14 protein-coding genes and 5 pseudogenes are annotated in these 18,591 nt (G+C 54.2%); 11 read left to right on the top strand and 8 right to left on the bottom strand.

Annotation, left to right across the window (positions count from 1 at the left end; translation table 11 throughout):
* Positions 1-117: 117 nt before the first annotated feature.
* The 4 genes from ACN0V1_RS13445 to ACN0V1_RS13430 all read left to right on the top strand — a co-directional run bounded on the left by ACN0V1_RS13445 (position 118) and on the right by ACN0V1_RS13430 (position 5,137).
* Positions 118-1,149, top strand: coding sequence for an efflux RND transporter periplasmic adaptor subunit (locus ACN0V1_RS13445; protein ID WP_417545473.1), 1,032 nt, complete (start codon positions 118-120; stop codon positions 1,147-1,149).
* A gap of 83 nt (positions 1,150-1,232) precedes the next feature.
* Positions 1,233-2,900 (top strand): ATP-binding cassette domain-containing protein, encoded by a 1,668-nt coding sequence (locus ACN0V1_RS13440; RefSeq protein WP_417545472.1) that lies wholly within the window; start codon positions 1,233-1,235, stop codon positions 2,898-2,900.
* A complete protein-coding gene (locus ACN0V1_RS13435; RefSeq protein WP_417545471.1) occupies positions 2,897-4,021 on the top strand; it encodes an ABC transporter permease in 1,125 nt (374 codons plus the stop codon). The genes ACN0V1_RS13440 and ACN0V1_RS13435 overlap by 4 nt, the downstream gene beginning before the upstream one ends.
* Before the next feature lie 3 nt (positions 4,022-4,024).
* Positions 4,025-5,137: an ABC transporter permease gene (locus ACN0V1_RS13430; RefSeq protein WP_417545470.1), complete on the top strand. Its 1,113-nt coding sequence runs from the start codon at positions 4,025-4,027 to the stop codon at positions 5,135-5,137.
* 21 nt (positions 5,138-5,158) lie between these two features.
* On the opposite strand, the gene ACN0V1_RS13425 is transcribed toward ACN0V1_RS13430, so the two are convergent.
* Positions 5,159-5,836: a glutathione S-transferase family protein gene (locus ACN0V1_RS13425; protein WP_417545469.1), complete on the bottom strand. Its 678-nt coding sequence runs from the start codon at positions 5,834-5,836 to the stop codon at positions 5,159-5,161.
* Positions 5,837-5,998: 162 nt separating this feature from the next.
* Complete coding sequence (locus ACN0V1_RS13420; protein ID WP_417545468.1) at positions 5,999-7,249, bottom strand: ABC transporter substrate-binding protein; 1,251 nt, start codon at positions 7,247-7,249, stop codon at positions 5,999-6,001.
* A gap of 329 nt (positions 7,250-7,578) precedes the next feature.
* Here ACN0V1_RS13420 and ACN0V1_RS13415 point away from each other — a divergent pair, with 329 nt between their 5' ends.
* Positions 7,579-8,427 carry a type IV pili methyl-accepting chemotaxis transducer N-terminal domain-containing protein gene (locus tag ACN0V1_RS13415; RefSeq protein WP_417545467.1) on the top strand — a complete coding sequence of 283 codons (849 nt, stop codon included), beginning with the start codon at positions 7,579-7,581 and terminating at the stop codon, positions 8,425-8,427.
* 80 nt (positions 8,428-8,507) lie between these two features.
* On the opposite strand, the pseudogene ACN0V1_RS13410 reads toward ACN0V1_RS13415, so the two are convergent.
* A pseudogene (locus tag ACN0V1_RS13410) lies at positions 8,508-8,717 on the bottom strand (MFS sugar transporter); the annotation flags it as partial.
* Here ACN0V1_RS13410 and ACN0V1_RS13405 point away from each other — a divergent pair.
* From ACN0V1_RS13405 to ACN0V1_RS13390, 4 genes are all read left to right on the top strand, one after another.
* Positions 8,617-9,342: a LysR substrate-binding domain-containing protein gene (locus ACN0V1_RS13405; protein ID WP_417545466.1), complete on the top strand. Its 726-nt coding sequence runs from the start codon at positions 8,617-8,619 to the stop codon at positions 9,340-9,342. The pseudogene ACN0V1_RS13410 and the gene ACN0V1_RS13405 sit on opposite strands and share 101 nt — an antisense overlap.
* Before the next feature lie 205 nt (positions 9,343-9,547).
* Complete coding sequence (locus tag ACN0V1_RS13400) at positions 9,548-10,345, top strand: site-specific integrase (RefSeq protein ID WP_144776837.1); 798 nt, start codon at positions 9,548-9,550, stop codon at positions 10,343-10,345.
* Between the two features lie 428 nt (positions 10,346-10,773).
* Entirely contained in the window at positions 10,774-10,974 is a 201-nt protein-coding gene (locus tag ACN0V1_RS13395; RefSeq protein WP_144776838.1) for a hypothetical protein, read from the top strand.
* 122 nt (positions 10,975-11,096) lie between these two features.
* The gene (locus ACN0V1_RS13390) at positions 11,097-11,537 is read left to right on the top strand and encodes a methylglyoxal synthase (RefSeq protein WP_144776839.1); all 441 of its coding nucleotides are present in this window, start codon (positions 11,097-11,099) and stop codon (positions 11,535-11,537) included.
* A 148-nt stretch (positions 11,538-11,685) separates the two neighbouring features.
* Here the strand turns inward: ACN0V1_RS13390 and ACN0V1_RS13385 are convergent.
* The 4 genes and pseudogenes from ACN0V1_RS13385 to ACN0V1_RS13370 form a co-directional block, all read right to left on the bottom strand.
* Positions 11,686-11,775 (bottom strand): annotated as a pseudogene (locus ACN0V1_RS13385) (IS66 family transposase); the annotation flags it as partial.
* A gap of 678 nt (positions 11,776-12,453) precedes the next feature.
* Complete coding sequence (gene ltrA / locus ACN0V1_RS13380; RefSeq protein WP_417545465.1) at positions 12,454-13,677, bottom strand: group II intron reverse transcriptase/maturase; 1,224 nt, start codon at positions 13,675-13,677, stop codon at positions 12,454-12,456.
* Positions 13,678-14,226: 549 nt separating this feature from the next.
* A pseudogene (locus ACN0V1_RS13375) lies at positions 14,227-14,331 on the bottom strand (type II toxin-antitoxin system prevent-host-death family antitoxin); the annotation flags it as partial.
* A 178-nt stretch (positions 14,332-14,509) separates the two neighbouring features.
* A pseudogene (locus tag ACN0V1_RS13370) lies at positions 14,510-14,668 on the bottom strand (transcriptional regulator HexR); the annotation flags it as partial.
* A gap of 210 nt (positions 14,669-14,878) precedes the next feature.
* On the opposite strand from ACN0V1_RS13370, the gene zwf reads away from it, so the two are divergent.
* Both zwf and ACN0V1_RS13360 read left to right on the top strand, forming a co-directional pair.
* Positions 14,879-16,354 carry a glucose-6-phosphate dehydrogenase gene (gene zwf, locus ACN0V1_RS13365; protein ID WP_417545464.1) on the top strand — a complete coding sequence of 492 codons (1,476 nt, stop codon included), beginning with the start codon at positions 14,879-14,881 and terminating at the stop codon, positions 16,352-16,354.
* The gene (locus ACN0V1_RS13360) at positions 16,341-17,003 is read left to right on the top strand and encodes a bifunctional 4-hydroxy-2-oxoglutarate aldolase/2-dehydro-3-deoxy-phosphogluconate aldolase (protein WP_144776842.1); all 663 of its coding nucleotides are present in this window, start codon (positions 16,341-16,343) and stop codon (positions 17,001-17,003) included. The genes zwf and ACN0V1_RS13360 overlap by 14 nt, the downstream gene beginning before the upstream one ends.
* 123 nt (positions 17,004-17,126) lie before the next feature.
* Here the strand turns inward: ACN0V1_RS13360 and pyk are convergent.
* Positions 17,127-18,566: pseudogene (gene pyk / locus ACN0V1_RS13355) on the bottom strand (pyruvate kinase).
* Positions 18,567-18,591: the final 25 nt, after the last annotated feature.

Below are 18,591 nucleotides of genomic sequence, written 5' to 3'. Positions count from 1 at the left end.
AGGCAATCACCGCATCGATGATCAGCACAGGTGCATGGAAGCGGTATTCCCTTTCTCACCAGGCCAACAGAATACATACTGCCTGTTCAGACTCAGAAACAGTGATGGGTAGCGAAGATGCAGAAGAAAAAAATCATTGCGGCGATCGTGCCGCTGGTTTTCATAGCCATCATCGCGATGTTCTGGTGGCAACGCGACCGTGATGGGAGTGATGAGTCGACGTTGCATCTCTACGGCAATGTGGACATCCGAGAGGCGCAACTGGCGTTCAACAGCAGTGAACACGTTTTCGAGATCCGGGTTCAGGAAGGGGATCGCGTTACCAAGGGGCAGCTTCTGGCCCGTCTGCACACCGAATTACTCGACGCACAATTAGCCGAGGCAGAAGCGGCTCTGCGCGCTCAACAACACACCCTGGCCAAACTGGAGGCGGGGAGTCGACCGGAAGAAATTCGCAAGGGGCAGGCCGAGTTTAATGCCACCCGCGCGACGGCAAAGTCAACCAGCGACAGTTACAATCGTATAGCGCGCTTACTTGAGAAAAAGATGGCCTCGCCCGAAGATGTGGAGAACGCCTATTCCCTGGCGGATGCAGCCAAGGCCCAGATGGAGGCATCAAAACAGGCATTGGCATTGTTGCAGGCAGGCCCCCGCAAAGAAGACATCGCCGTAGCACGCGCTCAACTGGCTGCGACTGAGGCACGGTTGGAGTTGGCACAGCAGCAACTGGAAAACTCCAACCTCTATGCACCTGCCGACGGTATCATCCGCAAACGTATTCTTGAGCCTGGAGATATGGCCTTCCCACAAACGCCCGTGCTGACACTGGCTTTCATAGACCCGGTTTGGGTACGTGCTTATCTGCCAGAACCGATGATGGGACGGGTGGCTTTAGGGGCAAAAGCACTTATTTCCACCGATAGCTATCCCGACAAAACCTACGAAGGTTGGGTCGGCTATATTTCCCCCAGCGCCGAATTCACGCCCAAGAGCGTACAGACACCGGAACTGCGTACCCGGCTGGTCTACTCAGTAAGGATCTATGCCTGTAACCCGCAAGAAGAGCTGCGCCTGGGGATGCCGGCAACTGTTACGATTGAACTCGACCAGACGATGCCTGACGCTACCGCTAACCACTGCGAGCCATAGCGGTGGGTACCGCCGCACTCACGTTTTCATCCGTCTGCAAAACCTTCTCCAGCGGTGGGCGGCAGGTCCAGGCATTGGAGAATATGAGTTTCAGTATCAAACCCGGTCGGGTAACAGGTTTGATGGGGCCGGACGGCGCGGGGAAAACGACTCTCATGCGCCTTGCCGCAGGCCTGTTAGTACCGGGTACGGGTGGCATTCGGGTGCTGGGTATTGATGCACTCGCAGAGCCGCTGTCGGTTCAGTCCAGCGTCGGTTATATGCCGCAACGCTTCGGCCTCTATGAAGATCTCAGTGTGCAGGAAAACCTTGACCTCTACGCCGACTTACAAGGTGTCCCAAAGGCTGAGCGCCTGGCCCGTTACACAGACTTGATGCAGATGACCGGTCTGAGCCCATTCACCCGGCGTTTGGCAGGTCACCTTTCCGGGGGAATGAAACAAAAGCTGGGTTTGGCCTGCACACTCGTACGTTCGCCGCGATTGCTGTTACTGGACGAGCCCACCGTCGGCGTCGACCCGGTGTCGCGCCGTGAGCTATGGCAGATTGTGTATCGTCAGGTGCAGGAGGCAGGCATGAGCGTGTTACTGAGTACCGCCTATCTGGATGAAGCCGAACGCTGTGACGAAGTCGTGTTGATTCACGAGGGCAAGCTGTTAGGGCAGGGTGAACCAAAAGAATTCAGCCAGGCAGTAGCGGGACGTACCTTTCAAGTGACCGCCAAGGGATTGAAACACCGACGCTTACAGGAGCAATTGAGCCGGGCGCCCGGCGTGCTGGATGCGTTGATTGATGGCGAGGCAGTGCGACTGGTAATGACAAACGCTCAGGCACCCTCGCCGGAAGAACTTTTGCCGGGGCAGGCAGGTGTTCACATCGGCCCAGTGGAACCGCGTTTTGAAGATGCTTTTATTGCGCAGTTGAAAACCCGCCGGCCTGAGTCTGAAGAAGCTCTCTCGCTAAAGCTGCATATACAGGCCAGCGATGGGGATGAGGTCATTCGGGTAAATAAGCTGCAACGCCGTTTTGGTGATTTTATGGCGGTAAATAATGTCAGCTTCAGCGTTCGCCGGGGTGAAATTTTCGGCCTGTTGGGAGCTAACGGCGCCGGCAAATCCACCACATTCCGTATGCTCTGTGGGCTATTGCCTGCCAGCGGCGGCGAACTGGCAGTCGCGGGGCACGACCTGCGTCGCGCAGTTGCCAAAGCACGGAGCCGCATTGGCTATATGGCACAGAAATTTTCGCTTTATACCAACCTGTCGGTGGCGCAGAACCTGCGTTTTTTCTCCAGCGCCTATGGCCTGCGAGGGAAACGGCAAAAGGCACGTATTGACTGGGCACTGACTACATTCGAGTTGGAGCCGTTCCATGATGCCAACGCGGGGGATTTACCGCTGGGGTATAAACAGCGCCTGTCCTTTGCTGCGGCGCTGATGCACGAACCCGAAATTCTGTTTCTCGACGAACCCACTTCCGGGGTTGATCCGCTCGCACGGCGGGAATTCTGGGCGCGCACCAACGCACTGGCAGAAGCCGGTGTCACGGTTCTGGTCACCACACATTTTATGGAAGAAGCCAATTATTGCGACCGGCTGGTGATCATGGCCGAAGGTGAAGTGCTGGCCGCAGGTACACCGCTGGCGATGAAAACCCAGGCACGAACGGTGGAAAACCCCGACCCGAGTATGGAGGATGCCTTCATTCAGTTGATCGAACAGCGCCAGCAAAATCCGGGGATAACAACATGACATCGCTTGCCGGAATGCGTCTGTGGGCGATGATTCGTAAGGAGAGCCTGCAGGTCCTGCGTGATCCGTCAAGCATCGCCATCGCCTTCATTATGCCGGTGGTATTACTGTTTCTTTTTGGCTATGGAGTCTCGCTGGATGCAAAACATATACCGGTGGGTATCGTTATTGAACAGCCGGATACGACGACCCAGTCCCTGGCCGGGGCTTTTGAGCGTTCCGAGTTTTTTCGCCCGCAGTACTTTGCTGTCATTCAAACAGCTCAGCAGGCACTGAAGGAGCGCAAGATCGACGGCATCGTATGGCTGCGCAATAACTTTTCCGCCCAGTTATTGTCTGGCGATGAAGCGCCCATCGGCGTCATCGTCAACGGCGTGGACTCCAATCAGGCCAATATCACCCAGAGTTACATCCAGGGAACCTGGCAGGCATGGCTCAGCCATTATGCAGAAAGCCGTGGCCAGACACTGCTTATGCCAGTGAGCCTGGAACAGCGAGTGTGGTTCAATGCTGCGTTATCCAGCCGTATGTTTCTGGTGCCGGGTTTGATCGCCATCATCATGACCCTGATTGGTTCGCTGCTTACCGCCATGGTGGTAGCACGTGAATGGGAGCGTGGCACCATGGAGGCACTGATGGTGACCCCGCTACACCGGCGCGAGATCCTGGCGGGAAAGTTGATCCCTTATTTTGTGCTGGGCATGGGTGGAATGCTATTCAGTGTGGCCTTGGCCGTGTGGCAGTTCGATGTGCCCCTGCTTGGTTCCTTCTGGGTACTGATGCTCAGCTCGGCGCTGTTCATGCTGGTGGCACTGGCGATCGGCCTACTGATTTCCATCGTCTCGAAAAATCAGTTTGTAGCAGGGCAGTTGGCCATAATCGTCACGTTTCTGCCTGCCTTTATCCTGTCTGGTTTCCTGTTTGACATTAATACAATGCCTGGCTGGATACAGTTCATCACCCATCTAGTGCCGGCACGCTATTTCGTTGCCATCCTGCAAACCCTGTTTCTCGCAGGCGATGTGTGGCCGGTGGTGCTGGCCAACATGGGCGCATTGCTCATTATGTCGTTGTTCTTTTTCGCGCTGGTGTGGCGAAATTTTCGCAAGCGGCTGGAGTAAAGCATGTATTTCAGACAAATCTTTGCTCTGGCCATCAAGGAGTTTCTGGCTCTTTTGCGCGACAAACGCAGCCGCTTTGTCATCATCGGTCCGCCTCTGGCGCAATTGCTGGTGTTTGGTTTTGCCGCGACCTACGACCTTAATAATGTAGCGGTGGCAATCTACAACGAGGATCGCGGCGGGGCGGCGCGGGAATTGGTCAGCCGCATTGAAGGCTCGCCAAATTTTGAGGTTGTTGCTTACATCGACCGTGATAGCGAAGTCGCACCGCTCATCAATAACCGGGACGTGCTGGTAGTGCTGCACATTGGCCAGAATTTCAGTTCCGACCTGATACAGGGTACGACGACAACCCTGCAAGCCATACTGGATGGCCGCAATTCCAACACTGCAATGATCGCCATGAACTACCTGCGCAATATCGTGCAGGATTACAACCTTGGCTGGCTGGCATCACAGGGTGAAAGTGGCCTGCTGGTAACCTTGCAAACGCGAGCCTGGTATAACGAAAATCTGCAGTCACGCTGGTTTATCGTACCCGGCATTGTCGGCCTGCTTACCTTGGTCGTCACACTTCTGGTGACCGCGCTGTCGGTGGCTCGTGAGCGCGAGAGCGGTACCTTCGACCAGTTACTGGTAACGCCTCTTCGGCCGGTGGAAATTCTCATCGGCAAAGCTATTCCCGGTGTTGTCATCGGCTTGTTGGAGGCCACGCTGATTATTGTGTTGATGGGCATCCTTTTCGATATTCCGTTGCGCGGGAGCCTGGGCGCGCTGTATCTCGGTATTGCGTTGTTCTTGCTATCTGCGGTGGGAGTGGGTTTGATGATTTCGGCCATTTCGGTTACTCAGCAGCAGGCTGTGCTCGGTGCCTTTTTGTTTCTGGTTCCTGCCGTCATCCTTTCCGGGTTTTCCACGCCGATTGCCAATATGCCGGAAGTGGTGCAGTGGCTGACCTATCTTGATCCGCTGCGCTATTTCCTGGTGATCGTTCGTGGCGTCACGCTGGAAGGTAATAGCTATGCGCTGCTGATCAACCAGTATTGGCCAATGGCAATCATTGGTGTGGTGACATTGGCGCTGGCCGGTTGGTTGTTCCGCCATCGGATGTACTAAGGGATGACGGGTAATAGTACCTTATGTTTTCGGGTAATTCTGCGGGAAAAGCTCTCGCCTGGCGGCTTCGTCACGCTCGGTCTTGAAGTTAAGATCCTTGCCCAGTTCCCGAACGCGTGCCACGGCAGGACGGCTGTTAATACCATCGAACCAGCGCTGCAGGTTCGGGTAGCTCGCCATGGCTTCCTCACCCAATATGAAAGGCCCCTTATCGATCCACCCCCAGGCAGAGATATCGGCAATGCTAAAGCTGTCGCCAACGAGGTATTGGCGGTTTTCCAGATGTGCATCCAGCACCTCATAATGCCGCTGGGTCTCGCGCTCGTAGCGATTGATGGCATAAGGGAGTTTCTCTGGCGCCATGTGCTTGAAATGAACCGCCTGGCCGGAATAAGGGCCGACGCCACTGGCGATAAACATCATCCATGACAGCAGTTCTGGGCGATCCTGGGGCGCGCCGGCCAATTGTCCGGATTTTTCGGCCAGATAGAGCAAAATGGCTGTGGAGTCGAACACCCGTACGCCATTATCGTCAATGGCTGGCACTTTCCCGTTGGGGTTGATACTTCGAAACGCAGCTAAATGTTGCTCGCCTTTCAGCGTATCGACTGGCACCAGCTCATAGGGCTGGCTTGCTTCTTCCAGGTAGAGTGCAACTTTCAGAGGGTTGGGGCTAGGGTGAAAAAACAATTTGATCATGGGTCTCTCCAGTATTTTCGGGTAATCATTCGAGCACTTTTTGAGCGACCATTCAAGTTGTTTGATTGCTGTCCCGAACAGCTGTAGCGGGCTTACAAAGAAAGCAAGGTCAAGACGAGCAGCAACGAGTCCACTCGCCCGACAGGGGCCTGAAGTACGGTCTCACAAGTGCGGTGGTTTATTGGCTGCTGCGCGCTCGGCCTGCCATTCCGTGAGTGTCTGTGCCGCTTTTTCCCCTTCAAGCGAGCCTACGACTTCAAAGAAATCACTGCGTAGCGGGTCCTTGACGACTTCCTCTCTTTCTTTGCTGCGCACTACGTATAGTGTTTGCAAATTCTGATGGTCAAAGGCTCGCCACTGTTGACGATCTTTGAGCAAGGTGAATTCGTGCCCCTCCAACGCCTTTATAAGGTTCTGGGTTTTTGTCGTACCGGCACGCTCAACTGCATCTTTGTACTGATACACGATGCTATAAGCCGTTGCCGCAGTGGAGGTAGGCCTTACTTTGTATTTTTCGGTAAATGCCTCCACAAACTCCTGGCCCCGAACAAAGTCCAACTGGTATGGGATCATCCATTCCCACGGGGTTGTTGAAATCACACCTTCCATGATGGTGGCCCCGACAGCCTGAGCCATCCCGACGGTGATGTTGGGCAGCACTATCTGCATTTTATCTTTGAGACCCATCTCGTGGGCAACCTTAAGCGCTCTCACGAGATCGTCACCGTACAAAACCAGAAGCAGGATATCCGCTCCGCTTTCTTCGGCGGCACCAAGTGCTTCCTTGAAATCCTTAATGAAAGCGGCAGGAAATGGTGTAAGGGCGTGGGGATGAGCCTCTTTATCGGTAGTGTTTGTAAATTTTCGGAATGATTCTTCCGAGGACCAGCCCCAAGTATAATCGGCCGTTACGTAAAAATATTTTGAATCACTGAAATTCGAGGTGAGATAGTTCCCCAAAGTGTTTGCTGTCATCCAGGCGTTGGGGTATTCACGAAACATGTGATCATGGCCCTCACTGCCAGTCGTGGCATTCGCTGAGGTTGTTGTACCAAAATAGAGACGGCCCAGATTCTTCGCAACTTTGCCTGAAGCAATAGTCACTGCGCTGGATGCGCCGCCAAAAACCATGTCTACGTTTTCCTGCGTGATGAGTTCTTCAGTGTTAGCGGCACCACGCTCAGGAGATCCGGTTGTGTTGCGAATAACCAGTTCAACCTTTTTACCAAGAATCCCACCAGCCTTGTTTATTTCTTCGACGGCCAGAAAAGCAGCCAGTCTTTGCTGCAGGCCCAAGTCCTTGTAACGGCCAGATTGCGGGTAGTTAAATCCAAGCTTGATGGTGTCTGCGAATATCGGAAAACTGCACAGAAAAATCAAAAATCCTGCAAGCAAAGTTGCTTTCTTATTCATTTATTATGGCCCTCGTCCTTTTTGCCTCTTATTTTGGACCGAAGACTATATATTCATTTCATGACAAAAATCAGGATTCTTAGGTTAATAAAGACGCGATTATCGTTACCAAATGTAGTTTGTAATTCTGTGTTCCACCGGACGACCACACAAAGTACCAACCAAACCTGGAGTAAATTCCAGAGATGATTCGGCAGCTGCAAAGTGGCCAATGACTATCGTCAAAGATGTTTTCCGGCAAGAAGTGTAGCTTCACGACTTCATGATCCTGGTGCAGACGATGCTTCTTCGGGCTCTTTTCGGCTACACCATTGACAGAGGAATATTTGATGCGACCCAGTTTCAGGATGCTCAGGCGTGACCAGTTTACTGGACACCCTGCGCAAGCGGTGATTCCGCCCTTGGTAATGATCGCGATACTGATGATCATGCTCTCATCTATTTTACCGACGAGCGTTACTGCAGAAGTACTGACTATTGACACTGCGATTAACAAGGCTGGCATGCAGCGGATGCTGACACAGCGTATCGCCAAGTCCTATCTATTGGCTGGCCAGGACGTCGCTGCCGACAAGGCCCAGAAACAGCTGGACGCCAGTGTGGCTCTTTTCGAGGAGCACCTCGGAGAGCTGGAAGGCTTCTCGCCTACGCCAGCAATTACCGCATCTCTGCAGAACATTCGCCGGGAGTGGAATAAATTCCGTCAGTTGGCGATTGGAAATCCAGAGCATCGCCAAGCGCTTTCCGTGATCGAAGGCGGCTCCCGTTTGCTTGAGTTGTGTGAAAAAAATGTTCAGTTGTTCGAGACATATTCAGGCGAAGAGAAGGGCGAACTGATTAATATCTCCGGGCGCCAGCGTATGTTGTCACAACGTATTGGTATGTTATATGTGGCGAAGAGTTGGCGAGTCACCAGTGAGTCGCTGGACAAAGCGTTTGAGCAGGCGCTCAGCGACTTTGATCAGGCACTGAAGCTCCTGACTGAATCTTCCCTTAACACTGCCGAGATAAACCAGGCCCTGAATGAAGTGGCGGCCCAATGGGAATTCTCACGATCGGGGTTTGAGCTGGGCGAAAGCGGACGCTATGTACCTTTCGTTATTCAGGTGACTACCGAGTCCATGCTTAAGAAAATGGACAGAATTACCAATTTGTACGTGTCCATTGAGCCTTCCTGAAATACATTTCTCGTCTTCTCATTCTGGATAGATTCATAACACACCTCGTACGGCCTCTCTTGCGGGAGGCCGTTTTTGGATCAGGCGGTCGTGACCCGTTCGCGGTTATCCAGCGTTGCGGAGATGCGAGTCAGGAGCAGGGCGCTCAGCACTATCACACCACCAATCCAGGGAGTGTTCATCAGCCCCATGTCCTCGACCACGTGCCCACCAAGCCAGGCACCTACCGCAATACCGATGTTGAACGCCGCGATATTCAGACCTGAGGCAACGTACACGGAGTGCGGCGTAAAACAACGGCCGGCGGGCCGTTTGCGGGTAGACGCAGCAAATCCATTTTTGCTGCATCAGATTGTGCCCCACGTCCGGGCTTTCCGGGAGACTTACCCGGACATTGAGCTGCAGCTAACGGCCAGTGATCAAATTGTCGACCTGATCGAACGCCGGATTGATGTCGCCATACGGATCGGCTCGCTGGAGGATTCGACCCTGCACGCCCGGGCGCTTGGTCGGTCGCCGTTGTCGGTAGTGGCATCGCCTGATTATCTGAAACGGAGGGGCGCATGCGACACGCCTGCTGCGCTCAAAAACCATGATATTATTGGCTTCACCGCCCCGGAATCACTGAATGTCTGGCAGCTAGGCGAGGGGGTAAGAGTCCAGCCCAGCATAAGGGCCAGCAGTGGGGAAGCCGTTCGCCAACTTTGCCTGAGGGGGAACGGGTTAGCCTACCTTTCCCGGTTCATGATTGGTGCAGATGTCGAGCGAGGAGATCTTGTGGAGCTGCTGAATGATCACATGGTACCTCCCAACCCAAGGGAGCTTGTCAACGCAGTCTATTATAGGAATACGACCTTGGCTGTACGTATTCATGTGTTCCTGGACTTTTTCAGTCAGCGCTGGACCAACGTGTGAAGGCTGGTTTATCACCAGTAAGCGAAAAGTTTGTTCAGTACTTGTTGTGTTCGTTCAACCACCTGATCTGGCTGTAACAAGTAATTATCTAATTTAACATAATATACATTATGCGCAGTATAGTATCCGTTAAACTAACATTATTACGGATTTAGTTTTCGCCCTTTTCTTCTTCATCGAAGAGTTACCAGGAGCCCATTAGCTAATGAGCAAAACCGGCCAAGCCCGCGTACTCACGCCCCATCAGTTCGGCCATCTCCTGAATGTGATCCAGGAGCACCGCTACCCGGAAAAGAACACAGCGCTGGTTCAGATTAGCTTCAAGCTCGGACTGCGGGTCCAGGAAGTTGCGCTTCTTCAAATCAAGGACGTGGCCGAACTTGGCATCCGAACTTCTGGCAACCGCTCGTTCATGCTCAAAGAAATCCTGGCGTTGCCGGCGGCCTACACTAAAGGTGCTGATGCTTTGAAACGATCCAAGTCGACATACCAGCGGCGTCGGATCAGTTTCAGCGTGCATGATTTTGACCAACTCATACGGCAAATCGAGACCATGGCGAAAGCCGGTGCGGAGATTCGACCGGAAGATTTCTATCCGGAGGTCAATAAACATCGTGGTAAATCGCGAGATCTTCCGATGAATGACGCCGCTCTGAGAACTGCTATAGAAAACTATCTATCCATCCGCCTAGCCAGTAATCCTCCAGTCAAAAAAAGCGATCCCCTATTCCTGACTCAAAAAGGAGGCCCTTATTCTCCAAATACTCTCCAAGAACACTTTGCTCTCATGCAGAGGGATTGGGCAGGTATTGAGCGAGCCAGTTCCCACAGTGGCCGGAGGACTTTAATGACGAATATCATTCATGAACAAAAGAAGTCAGTTAAAGTTGCACAAAAAATCGCTGGCCATGTGTCACCGTCAACAACGCTCATTTACGAAGAACCTCCCGAGGAGTCACTGAAGGAGGCGTTGCAGGATGCCGGGTACCACTATGTTGGTTAGTCCAGCAACCAATAGACTTTAAAGCCCAGTCATTATTACTGTTCATGCTCCCCTTGAAGTCCACTGGTTTGCTTACCTGACAAGTTAAAATTTTTAGCCCACTTTTCTAAGTTTTTTTCATAGCGCAGGACCCATAGCTCCCCTGCCCTTGTAGATCGACTCATATGACGGATCTGGCCCACCAAAGGTGAGTTTCATGGCAAATGGCCATGGTGCAGACTGAAGCGTGAAGTTCGGTGTGGTCGCAAAGCGAACATTCAGGCGGATAGACAGACACTTTTCCTTAGAGAGTTTCAGCCTGGACTTACCCCGGTCCACTCATGTTTCAGACTCATGAAAAAGCCCTATGTACGGAAGCGTACAGAGACAGTTTTATACATGTTCATGGTGAGGTTTCGCACCAGCTCATACATCGCCAGGAGACAGACATGACCCCTGACCTCGCGATCCGCACCCGGCGCCTGACCCAGACGGGTGTCGTGCTGGTGGCACGGGTGATCCTGGCCATGGCCTTGACGCTCTACAGCGCCATCACCACGACTCGCAAGGCGACTGAGGATATCCCGCCGGCAGAAGCTGAGGCAAACTACTACCGGCAACTTAACAGTCAGGCTGCTATGGCAGCGTGACTTAAACCAACGGGCCTCCGCGATACCCGGGGCGGTTCAGTTTCGTGTTCCGCGTTTATGATGGATATGAAACACTAAAGCCCAATACCAGACACTTTCCCAACACGGAGACTTTACCGCAAATGGCTGTTAAATCCGTCGCCCTCGTAGCCCACGACAACAAGAAGAAAGAGCTGGTGGACTGGGTCTCTGAGAACCAGACCCGCTTCGCCGCCCTGCGGCTTTATGCCTCCGGCACTACCGGCAGGTTGCTGAAAGAGAACCTGGAAAGGGATGATATCGTGTGCCTGCTCAGTGGCCCACTGGGAGGCGACCAGCAGATTGGCGCCAAGATCGCGGAAGGGGAAGTCGACCTGCTGGTATTCTTCTGGGACCCACTGGAGCCCCAGCCCCACGACCCGGATATCAAGGCGCTATTGCGCATCGCGGCATTATGGAATATTCCCGTGGCCTGCAACCACGCCACCGCCGAATTTATCCTGACGTCCGCCTACATGACCGACGACAAGCACCAACCGAAAAAGCCGGATTTCACCGGCTACACCGGTCGCCCGGTCAACTGACCGGCTTTCTGGCCAGGAATACCGTGCGGGAGGACACCCGATTCTGGAAGGGGCTGTAAAAAGACACCACCTCAGGGCCCGTGACTGGCAAGACAAGCTGTTCTGTGATGATTATGCCGGCTACAAGGCCGGCTTCGGCCACGGCATTACCGCAGGCACCGACCCATTCGGCGAGTGCGGATCGTGGGATTTCAACGCCAGCGCGACGGAAAATGCGTTCTTGGCGGTACAGTGGCAGTGTAAACATCCCTGTTTTAGTTGCATCGCCCTTTCGTAGGATTTATCCGAGATAAAAACCGGCCTCATGTTTCTCAGTTCTATCTGGTCAACCCGGACATTGACTTCGATAATAGCATCCATTGGGCATCGTCCAAATTCTGTTATCGGATGTGGCTTTAAGAACTCCTTCAAGCCACCAGAAGTATCCTATTCAAGTTTACACTGTTGCACGCCGGCTAACGATTAGCGCACCGGTGTCCTTTGGGAGCGGAGAAAGACCATCCGTGTGACGCGAATTGATACTGATTGAGCCTTTTTCCCAGCCCAGCGGTTACCCGCTAAGCTGGAAGGCGACCAAGCACTACAAGGGAGAAAACTCATTAGCTTTTACCATAGCACCCACCGGCATTATTGTGGAATCGAGCTGCCGGCCTTTGGAATCTGGGATATCTGAGAAAGGGTTCCGAACGGTACAAACTGAGTTCAAATTTTGATCGCAGCGAATGTCCGCTTTTGTTTAGCTGAGTTCAGAGGATGCGCTGGTCGCAAAGCGGACATTCACGAGGATCGATCAACGCGAAGCTTTGCGGCAATTTTTGGAGGTCGAGTAGGCAATGGGAACCGCCCCCAAAGCCTCTCACAGAACCGTACGTGAACCTCTCGATTCATACGGCTCTTATTATCCAACCGCTACCTATTATCCCACCCAATGCGCAAATAGCCGAGGGTGTCGCCACCTCAAGGTATTTACCCGATGGGCTGCCTGTACCAGCCCCCTGAGCTTCTTGTACTTTCCTTTGGCCCACCGGCTGAGTCGCAAGTCGAAGTGAAACAACACATTGCGAATATAGCGACGACCAAATAGACCGTAGTAGTGCATCCAGCCTCGGATTCGGGACTGGCAGAACCGGACAAACTGCCCAAACTCCTGCTGCCGCCACCGTTTCCAGGGCCACTCAGTGATCTTGGTACGAATCTCTTTTGCTGCCCGCTGGCTAATAGCTCCCATGAAGTACACTCCCCGACGACCCTGCCGATTGCGCATCCAGCGCGGCCGGAAGGTGAAACCGAGGAAGTCGAACGCGAATACCGGGTAATCCTGCCGATGCTGTCCACCCTTACAATAGACGATTTTCGTCTTCTCTGGATGCAACGTCAGACCGCAGGCCCTGAACCTTTCCTCAAGAACGGCTTTAAGCGCTTGAGCTTCTCGTTCACTGGAGCAGTGACACACAATATCGTCCGCATAGCGTTCGAACTGAATGCCACCCCAGCGCTTCTCCACCCAGCGATCAAAGACGTAGTGCAGGAACAGATTCGCCAGCAGTGGACTGATCACACCGCCTTGCGGCGTGCCCTGGTCGCGCGACTTGATGGAACCATTCACCAACTGAACCGGTGCGTTTAGCCAGCGCCGAATGTACAGCTTCTGCCAGCCTTCGACCACATGCCGGTCCACCGCCTTCATTAGCAACTCATGGTCGATGTTGTCGAAGAAGCCCTGGATGTCCATATCCAACACCCAGGCTTTCTTCCAGCATCGAGCCTGAACTTGTTTCAACGCATTATGCGCCGATTTTCCAGGTCGATAGCCATAAGAGTCTGGGTGGAAGTGTCGTTCCAGCTCCGGTTCAATTTGCAGCTTAACCACCGTCTGTGCAATACGATCCGCGACGGTTGGAATGCCCAGAGGACGTGTTCCTCCCGTTGCTTTCTCAATGTCTACACGCAATACCGGTGGTGGATGATAACTTCCCGAGGATAAACGGTTCCAAAGCTTGTAGAGGTTATTGCGGAGGTCAGCATCAAAGTCTTCCAGACTCTGACGATCTACGCCCGCGCTACCTTTGTTGGCCCGAACCCGTTTGTAGGCCTGATACACCAAGCCTTTCCGGATGGTATACGGTTTTGTCGAATTCACATGGCTCCTCCCGGAATCTGGTTGGCCATCCGAACACGACGGGATAATTTGCCCCCTTCGCTCCACACCCATTACAGGTGCTTCAACACTACTACGGGGCAATCCGTCCCTGTGTCCTGCATCGGTACTCTCGCCTCGTGGGGTTACCACTTGTGCTTCTCCCTTAACATCAGGACGACAGGTTCTCATGTTCCATACTCAAGCCTGTACCCAGGTCATGCCGCCTCTATGCCGGCTGCCGCTACGCCCGACACCAGTCTGCGTCGTAGCTCTTCCCGGAATTTCGCGGGGACCCCGGTTTTGACAGCAACATTCACCGTTTCGACACCTCATCGGCGGTTCACTTTCGTTCATCTCCTTGGGCACTTACCTGACCGCTCTTGGCGGCCTTTTCCCCTGTCGCTCACGACCCGCACTCTTAATGCGAGCCGCACAGGGCGGTTTGATCCCAGTGTCTGGTCACCGAGACCGAGGGGCCTTCCCTCATCTTGAGTACAGCAAGAAAGACCGGAGTCTTTCGTCATGACACACCCGCGAAGCGGTGGAAAATTTGTTCCGCCTACCCATGATGACGATTGGCTGGTGGGACTCGGCGGTCTCTTCAATTAACCGATATCGGTTGCTGCGCGACTCAGTTGCTGTGATTCCGGTCATGACGCACCTTTCGTGTACTCAACTTTTCACCAAGTGGACGTCTTTAGGTACGCACGTCAAGACGAACGCCTCGCATAACGCCCGGTTATGCCCAGTACACAATTCCCGAACCTGAGCTCCAAGGCCGGATATTTTTAAACTGGTCTTCAAGGGCATCTTGCGCAATTTTCATGTCATAGGCAGCCCGTGCCAGCACCGCGATACTGCGGCGGTTGGCGGCGGTGGGGTCGCGAAGAATGGCTTCGGCAACCTTGCGCTCGGATTTATTCAGAGTTTCCGGTCGCCGCTGGATATCCTCAAGCAAATTGTCGTCGCGCTGGGGTCTCTTAGCAGCCATCGCGGGCACTCCTGAAGCTGATGGACTCAGTCCAGGAAATCATGGGGATTACAGCGTGTTTAGCGGCAATATATGGTAGTAAAAATATCATTTATGGGTTTATGCCTTGGATTGTCGCGTATTTTATGCAATTATTTATAAAAATTACTATTAAAATGCAGTCAAAACCCCCTGCTTGTATGCCCCCGAGATCACGGAGACGATAAATCGATGGCTGACCGGAACGAAACACGTTGCGATCTGATGATGTTCGGCGCCCTAGGCGACCTCGCGCAGAGAAAGCTTTTTCCTGCGCTTTATCAGCTCGAACGAGCCAGCCTGCTGCACCGAAAGAGCCGCGTTCTTGCCATTGACCGGAAGACATACGATACCGCCGGAGCCCGAAACCTTTTAAAGGACAAACTTCGGGAACACGTGAAAGCGGGAGAGTTCGATGACATTGTCGCGGAACGCTTTCTGGGGCGGGTTGATTATCATTGCCTCGATTTCAATGAGCCAAAAGGGTTTGCCCATCTCAACGACTGGCACAGCAGCGACCAGAGCAATCTGATTGTCTATATGGCCACAGCACCGGCAATGTACGGTGAAATCGCCCGCAACCTTCACCGTAATGGTTGTTGTGATCACAACACCCGCGCTGTGGTTGAAAAGCCCATCGGGCATGACCTTGAATCGTCAAAGGTGATCAATGACGAGCTGGGTGAAGTCTTTAACGAGAACCAGCTGTTCCGTATCGATCATTATCTGGGCAAGGAAACGGTCCAGAATCTGATCGCGCTTCGTTTTGCCAACAACCTGTTCGCATCACAGTGGGATCAGAACCACATTTCCCACGTGGAAATTTCGGTTGCCGAGAGTGTCGGCATTGAAGGCCGATGGGGTTACTTTGACAAGGCGGGCCAAGTTCGCGACATGGTGCAGAACCACCTGTTGCAGTTGTTATGCCTGATCGCCATGGACCCACCGTCAGACCTGTCGGCGGACAGTATCCGCAATGAAAAGGTAAAAGTGCTGAAAGCGCTGCGCCGTATTACCCCGGACTTGATGGAAACCCACGTGGTGCGCGGCCAGTACACCGCGGGCACCAGCACCGGCAAGCCTGTGCCCGGCTATCTGGAAGAAGAAGGCGCCATCAAGGGCAGCAAGACCGAAACCTTCGTGGCCCTCAAGGTAGAGATCGACAACTGGCGTTGGTCTGGCGTGCCTTTTTATATCCGCACCGGTAAACGGTTGCCGGAGAAGCTGTCCCAGATCATCATCCATTTCAAACCGGCACCGCACTATATTTTCGACCCGGATCAGAAGCACCTGGCCAACAACAAACTGATCATCCGGCTGCAGCCGGACGAGGGCATGTCACTACAGATCCTGACCAAGGACCAGGGGCTGGACAAGGGCATGCGCCTGCGCCAGGGACCGCTGGAACTGACCTTTTCGGAAACCTTCGAGACCGATCGAATCCCGGACGCTTATGAGCGTCTGCTATGGGAGGTAATGAAGGGAAACCAGTATCTGTTCGTTCGCCGTGACGAGGTTGAAAACGCCTGGCAGTGGGTGGATCAGATCATGCGCAACTGGGACGACAGCGGCTCCCCGCCAAAGCGCTACGCTGCGGGAACCTGGGGCCCGGTGGCGTCCATTGCCATGACTACCCGGGACGGAAGGAGCTGGTATGAAGACGCGTGATTCCAATCAACTGTCTGACTTTCACCGCGAACGGGTCCAGTCGGTGCTCAATGCCTCGCCCCTGATTCCGGTCATCACCGTCAATCATCCTGACCAGGCAGTGCCTTTATGCCAGGCGCTGGTTGACGGTGGCATTCGCGTTCTGGAAATTACCCTGCGCACTCCCCATGGAGTGAAAGCTATCGAGCAGGTAAGGAAAGCCATTCCAGAAGCCTGGGTGGGCGCCGGCACGGTCACCAGCATCGCCCAGTACCGTGAGGTAGAGTCTGCCGGTGCCCAGTTTGTGATTACTCCGGGGGTCACAGAGCCCATCCTGGAATTCGGACTGACCTCCGATGCTCCGCTGTTGCCCGGTGTTGCGACGATTTCTGAGCTGATGATTGGCTACAACCTGGGTTACCGAGAATTCAAGTTTTTCCCGGCGGAGGTTTCTGGCGGTATTCCGGCCTTGAAAGCCTTTGGTGGCCCTTTCCCGGATGTGACCTTTTGCCCGACCGGCGGTATCCGCCGACATACAGCCAAAGACTACCTGGCCCTCGACAACGTTGCGGCGGTTGGTGGTACCTGGCTGACGCCGGGAGAGCCGGTTGACTCTGGTGACTGGGACCAGATTTCGGAGATTGTTCGGGGGAGTCTTCTGGACCTCTGACTTCTGGCCTTTGAGTTGGCCCTCGGTAGCCTGGTATTTCGGTGCGTTCGCGGTTGGCGGTGGGGCCTTCAAGCACCAAGCCAGCAGGCTACGAAACAGAGGGCAACTCCCTAACTCAAACCACTAGCGAATATCCGCACCGACGCGAATAATCTTCATGGTGTTGGTGCCGCCCTGGGCGTTGACGTAATCACCCTTGGTGATCACCACCAGGTCGCCGTCTTTAACTACTCCCATCCTCACCAGTTCATCCACCGCCCGCGCATTGGTCTCACCGGGCTCAATCGCTTCCGAATCAAGCGGAACCGTCTGCACGCCACGGAACATGGTGACCCGATGTTGCGTGGAATGGTGACGGGAGAAGGTGAAAATCGGCAGACTCGATTTGATGCGGGACATCAGCAGGGGCGTTGCGCCGGTTTCCGACATGCAGATGATCGACGTCACGCCTTCCAGATGGTTTGCCGCGTACATGGCGGACAGGGCAATCGCCTCGTCCACATGTTCCATGCTTTCATGGATACGATGCTTTGACTGATGCATCGAAGGCTGCTTCTCGGCGCCGATGCAGATCCGCACCATTGCCTGGACTGCTTCGGTCGGGTAATCCCCCACCGCCGTTTCCGCGGACAGCATCACCGCATCGGTGTAGTCCATCACCGCGTTTGCCACGTCCGACACCTCTGCCCGGGTGGGCATTGGGTTTTCGATCATGGATTCCATCATCTGGGTCGCGGTGATGACCACGGTATTGAGTGCCCGTGCGCGGTTGATGATGTGCTTCTGCACGCCCACCAGCTCTGCGTCGCCGATTTCCACCGCCAGGTCGGGCGACCATCACTGCGTCAGACGCTTCAATGACAGCGTCCAGCGCCGCATTGTCATGGGCCAGTTCCGCACGTTCGATTTTTGCCACCAGGCGAGCTTCCGAACCGGCGTCTTTCAGCAAACGACGGGCGACGTGCATGTCGTCGGCGGTACGCACGAAGGATACCGCCACGTAATCCGCGCCCAGCTTGGCGGCGGTGACGATGTCCTGCTTGTCTTTTTCGGTTAGCGCTTCTGCAGACAGGCCGCCGCGCTTATTCAGGCCCTTGTTGTTGGAAAGGGGGCCGCCGATCAGAACGCGGGAGGAAATGCTGGTGTCGTCCACCGACTCCACTTCCATCTCGATACGGCCGTCGTCCAGCACCAGGATATCTCCGGGTTTGACGTCCTTGATCAGCTGCTCGTAGTCGATGCCCACCCGTTCGTCATTGCCGGCTTCCTTGTCCACGGCCGCATCCAGAACAAACTGCTGACCAGCTTTCAGGGTGACTTTGTTGTCGGCAAAACGGGCAATGCGCAGTTTGGGGCCCTGCAGGTCGGCCAGCAGGGCGACGAAACGGCCGTTGGCCTTTCGCTTTCCCGTACCCGGCGGGCGCGTTCCATGTGATCTTCCGCACTGCCGTGAGAAAAGTTCAGCCGGGTTACGTCGACACCGGCGGCAATAATAGCCGACAGTGATTCCGGCGAATCGGTGGCGGGGCCTAGTGTGGCGACGATCTTGGTACGCCGTAGCATGGTTGCAGATTCCTTTTGTTTTTCA

Origin of the sequence: Marinobacter sp., assembly GCF_048266785.1 — a bacterium.
GTDB lineage: Bacteria > Pseudomonadota > Gammaproteobacteria > Pseudomonadales > Oleiphilaceae > Marinobacter.
The sequence above is the reverse complement of the archived record's forward strand: the minus strand, read 5'-3'. Positions and strand labels throughout refer to the sequence as shown.

Coding starts and splice junctions, on each gene's coding strand:
- ACN0V1_RS13445 (WP_417545473.1), top strand. CDS start 118: ATGCAGAAGAAAAAAATCATTGCGGCGATCGTGCCGCTGGTTTTCATA.
- ACN0V1_RS13440 (WP_417545472.1), top strand. CDS start 1,233: ATGAGTTTCAGTATCAAACCCGGTCGGGTAACAGGTTTGATGGGGCCG.
- ACN0V1_RS13435 (WP_417545471.1), top strand. CDS start 2,897: ATGACATCGCTTGCCGGAATGCGTCTGTGGGCGATGATTCGTAAGGAG.
- ACN0V1_RS13430 (WP_417545470.1), top strand. CDS start 4,025: ATGTATTTCAGACAAATCTTTGCTCTGGCCATCAAGGAGTTTCTGGCT.
- ACN0V1_RS13425 (WP_417545469.1), bottom strand. CDS start 5,836: ATGATCAAATTGTTTTTTCACCCTAGCCCCAACCCTCTGAAAGTTGCA.
- ACN0V1_RS13420 (WP_417545468.1), bottom strand. CDS start 7,249: ATGAATAAGAAAGCAACTTTGCTTGCAGGATTTTTGATTTTTCTGTGC.
- ACN0V1_RS13415 (WP_417545467.1), top strand. CDS start 7,579: ATGCGACCCAGTTTCAGGATGCTCAGGCGTGACCAGTTTACTGGACAC.
- ACN0V1_RS13405 (WP_417545466.1), top strand. CDS start 8,617: ATGTCCTCGACCACGTGCCCACCAAGCCAGGCACCTACCGCAATACCG.
- ACN0V1_RS13400 (WP_144776837.1), top strand. CDS start 9,548: ATGAGCAAAACCGGCCAAGCCCGCGTACTCACGCCCCATCAGTTCGGC.
- ACN0V1_RS13395 (WP_144776838.1), top strand. CDS start 10,774: ATGACCCCTGACCTCGCGATCCGCACCCGGCGCCTGACCCAGACGGGT.
- ACN0V1_RS13390 (WP_144776839.1), top strand. CDS start 11,097: ATGGCTGTTAAATCCGTCGCCCTCGTAGCCCACGACAACAAGAAGAAA.
- zwf (WP_417545464.1), top strand. CDS start 14,879: ATGGCTGACCGGAACGAAACACGTTGCGATCTGATGATGTTCGGCGCC.
- ACN0V1_RS13360 (WP_144776842.1), top strand. CDS start 16,341: ATGAAGACGCGTGATTCCAATCAACTGTCTGACTTTCACCGCGAACGG.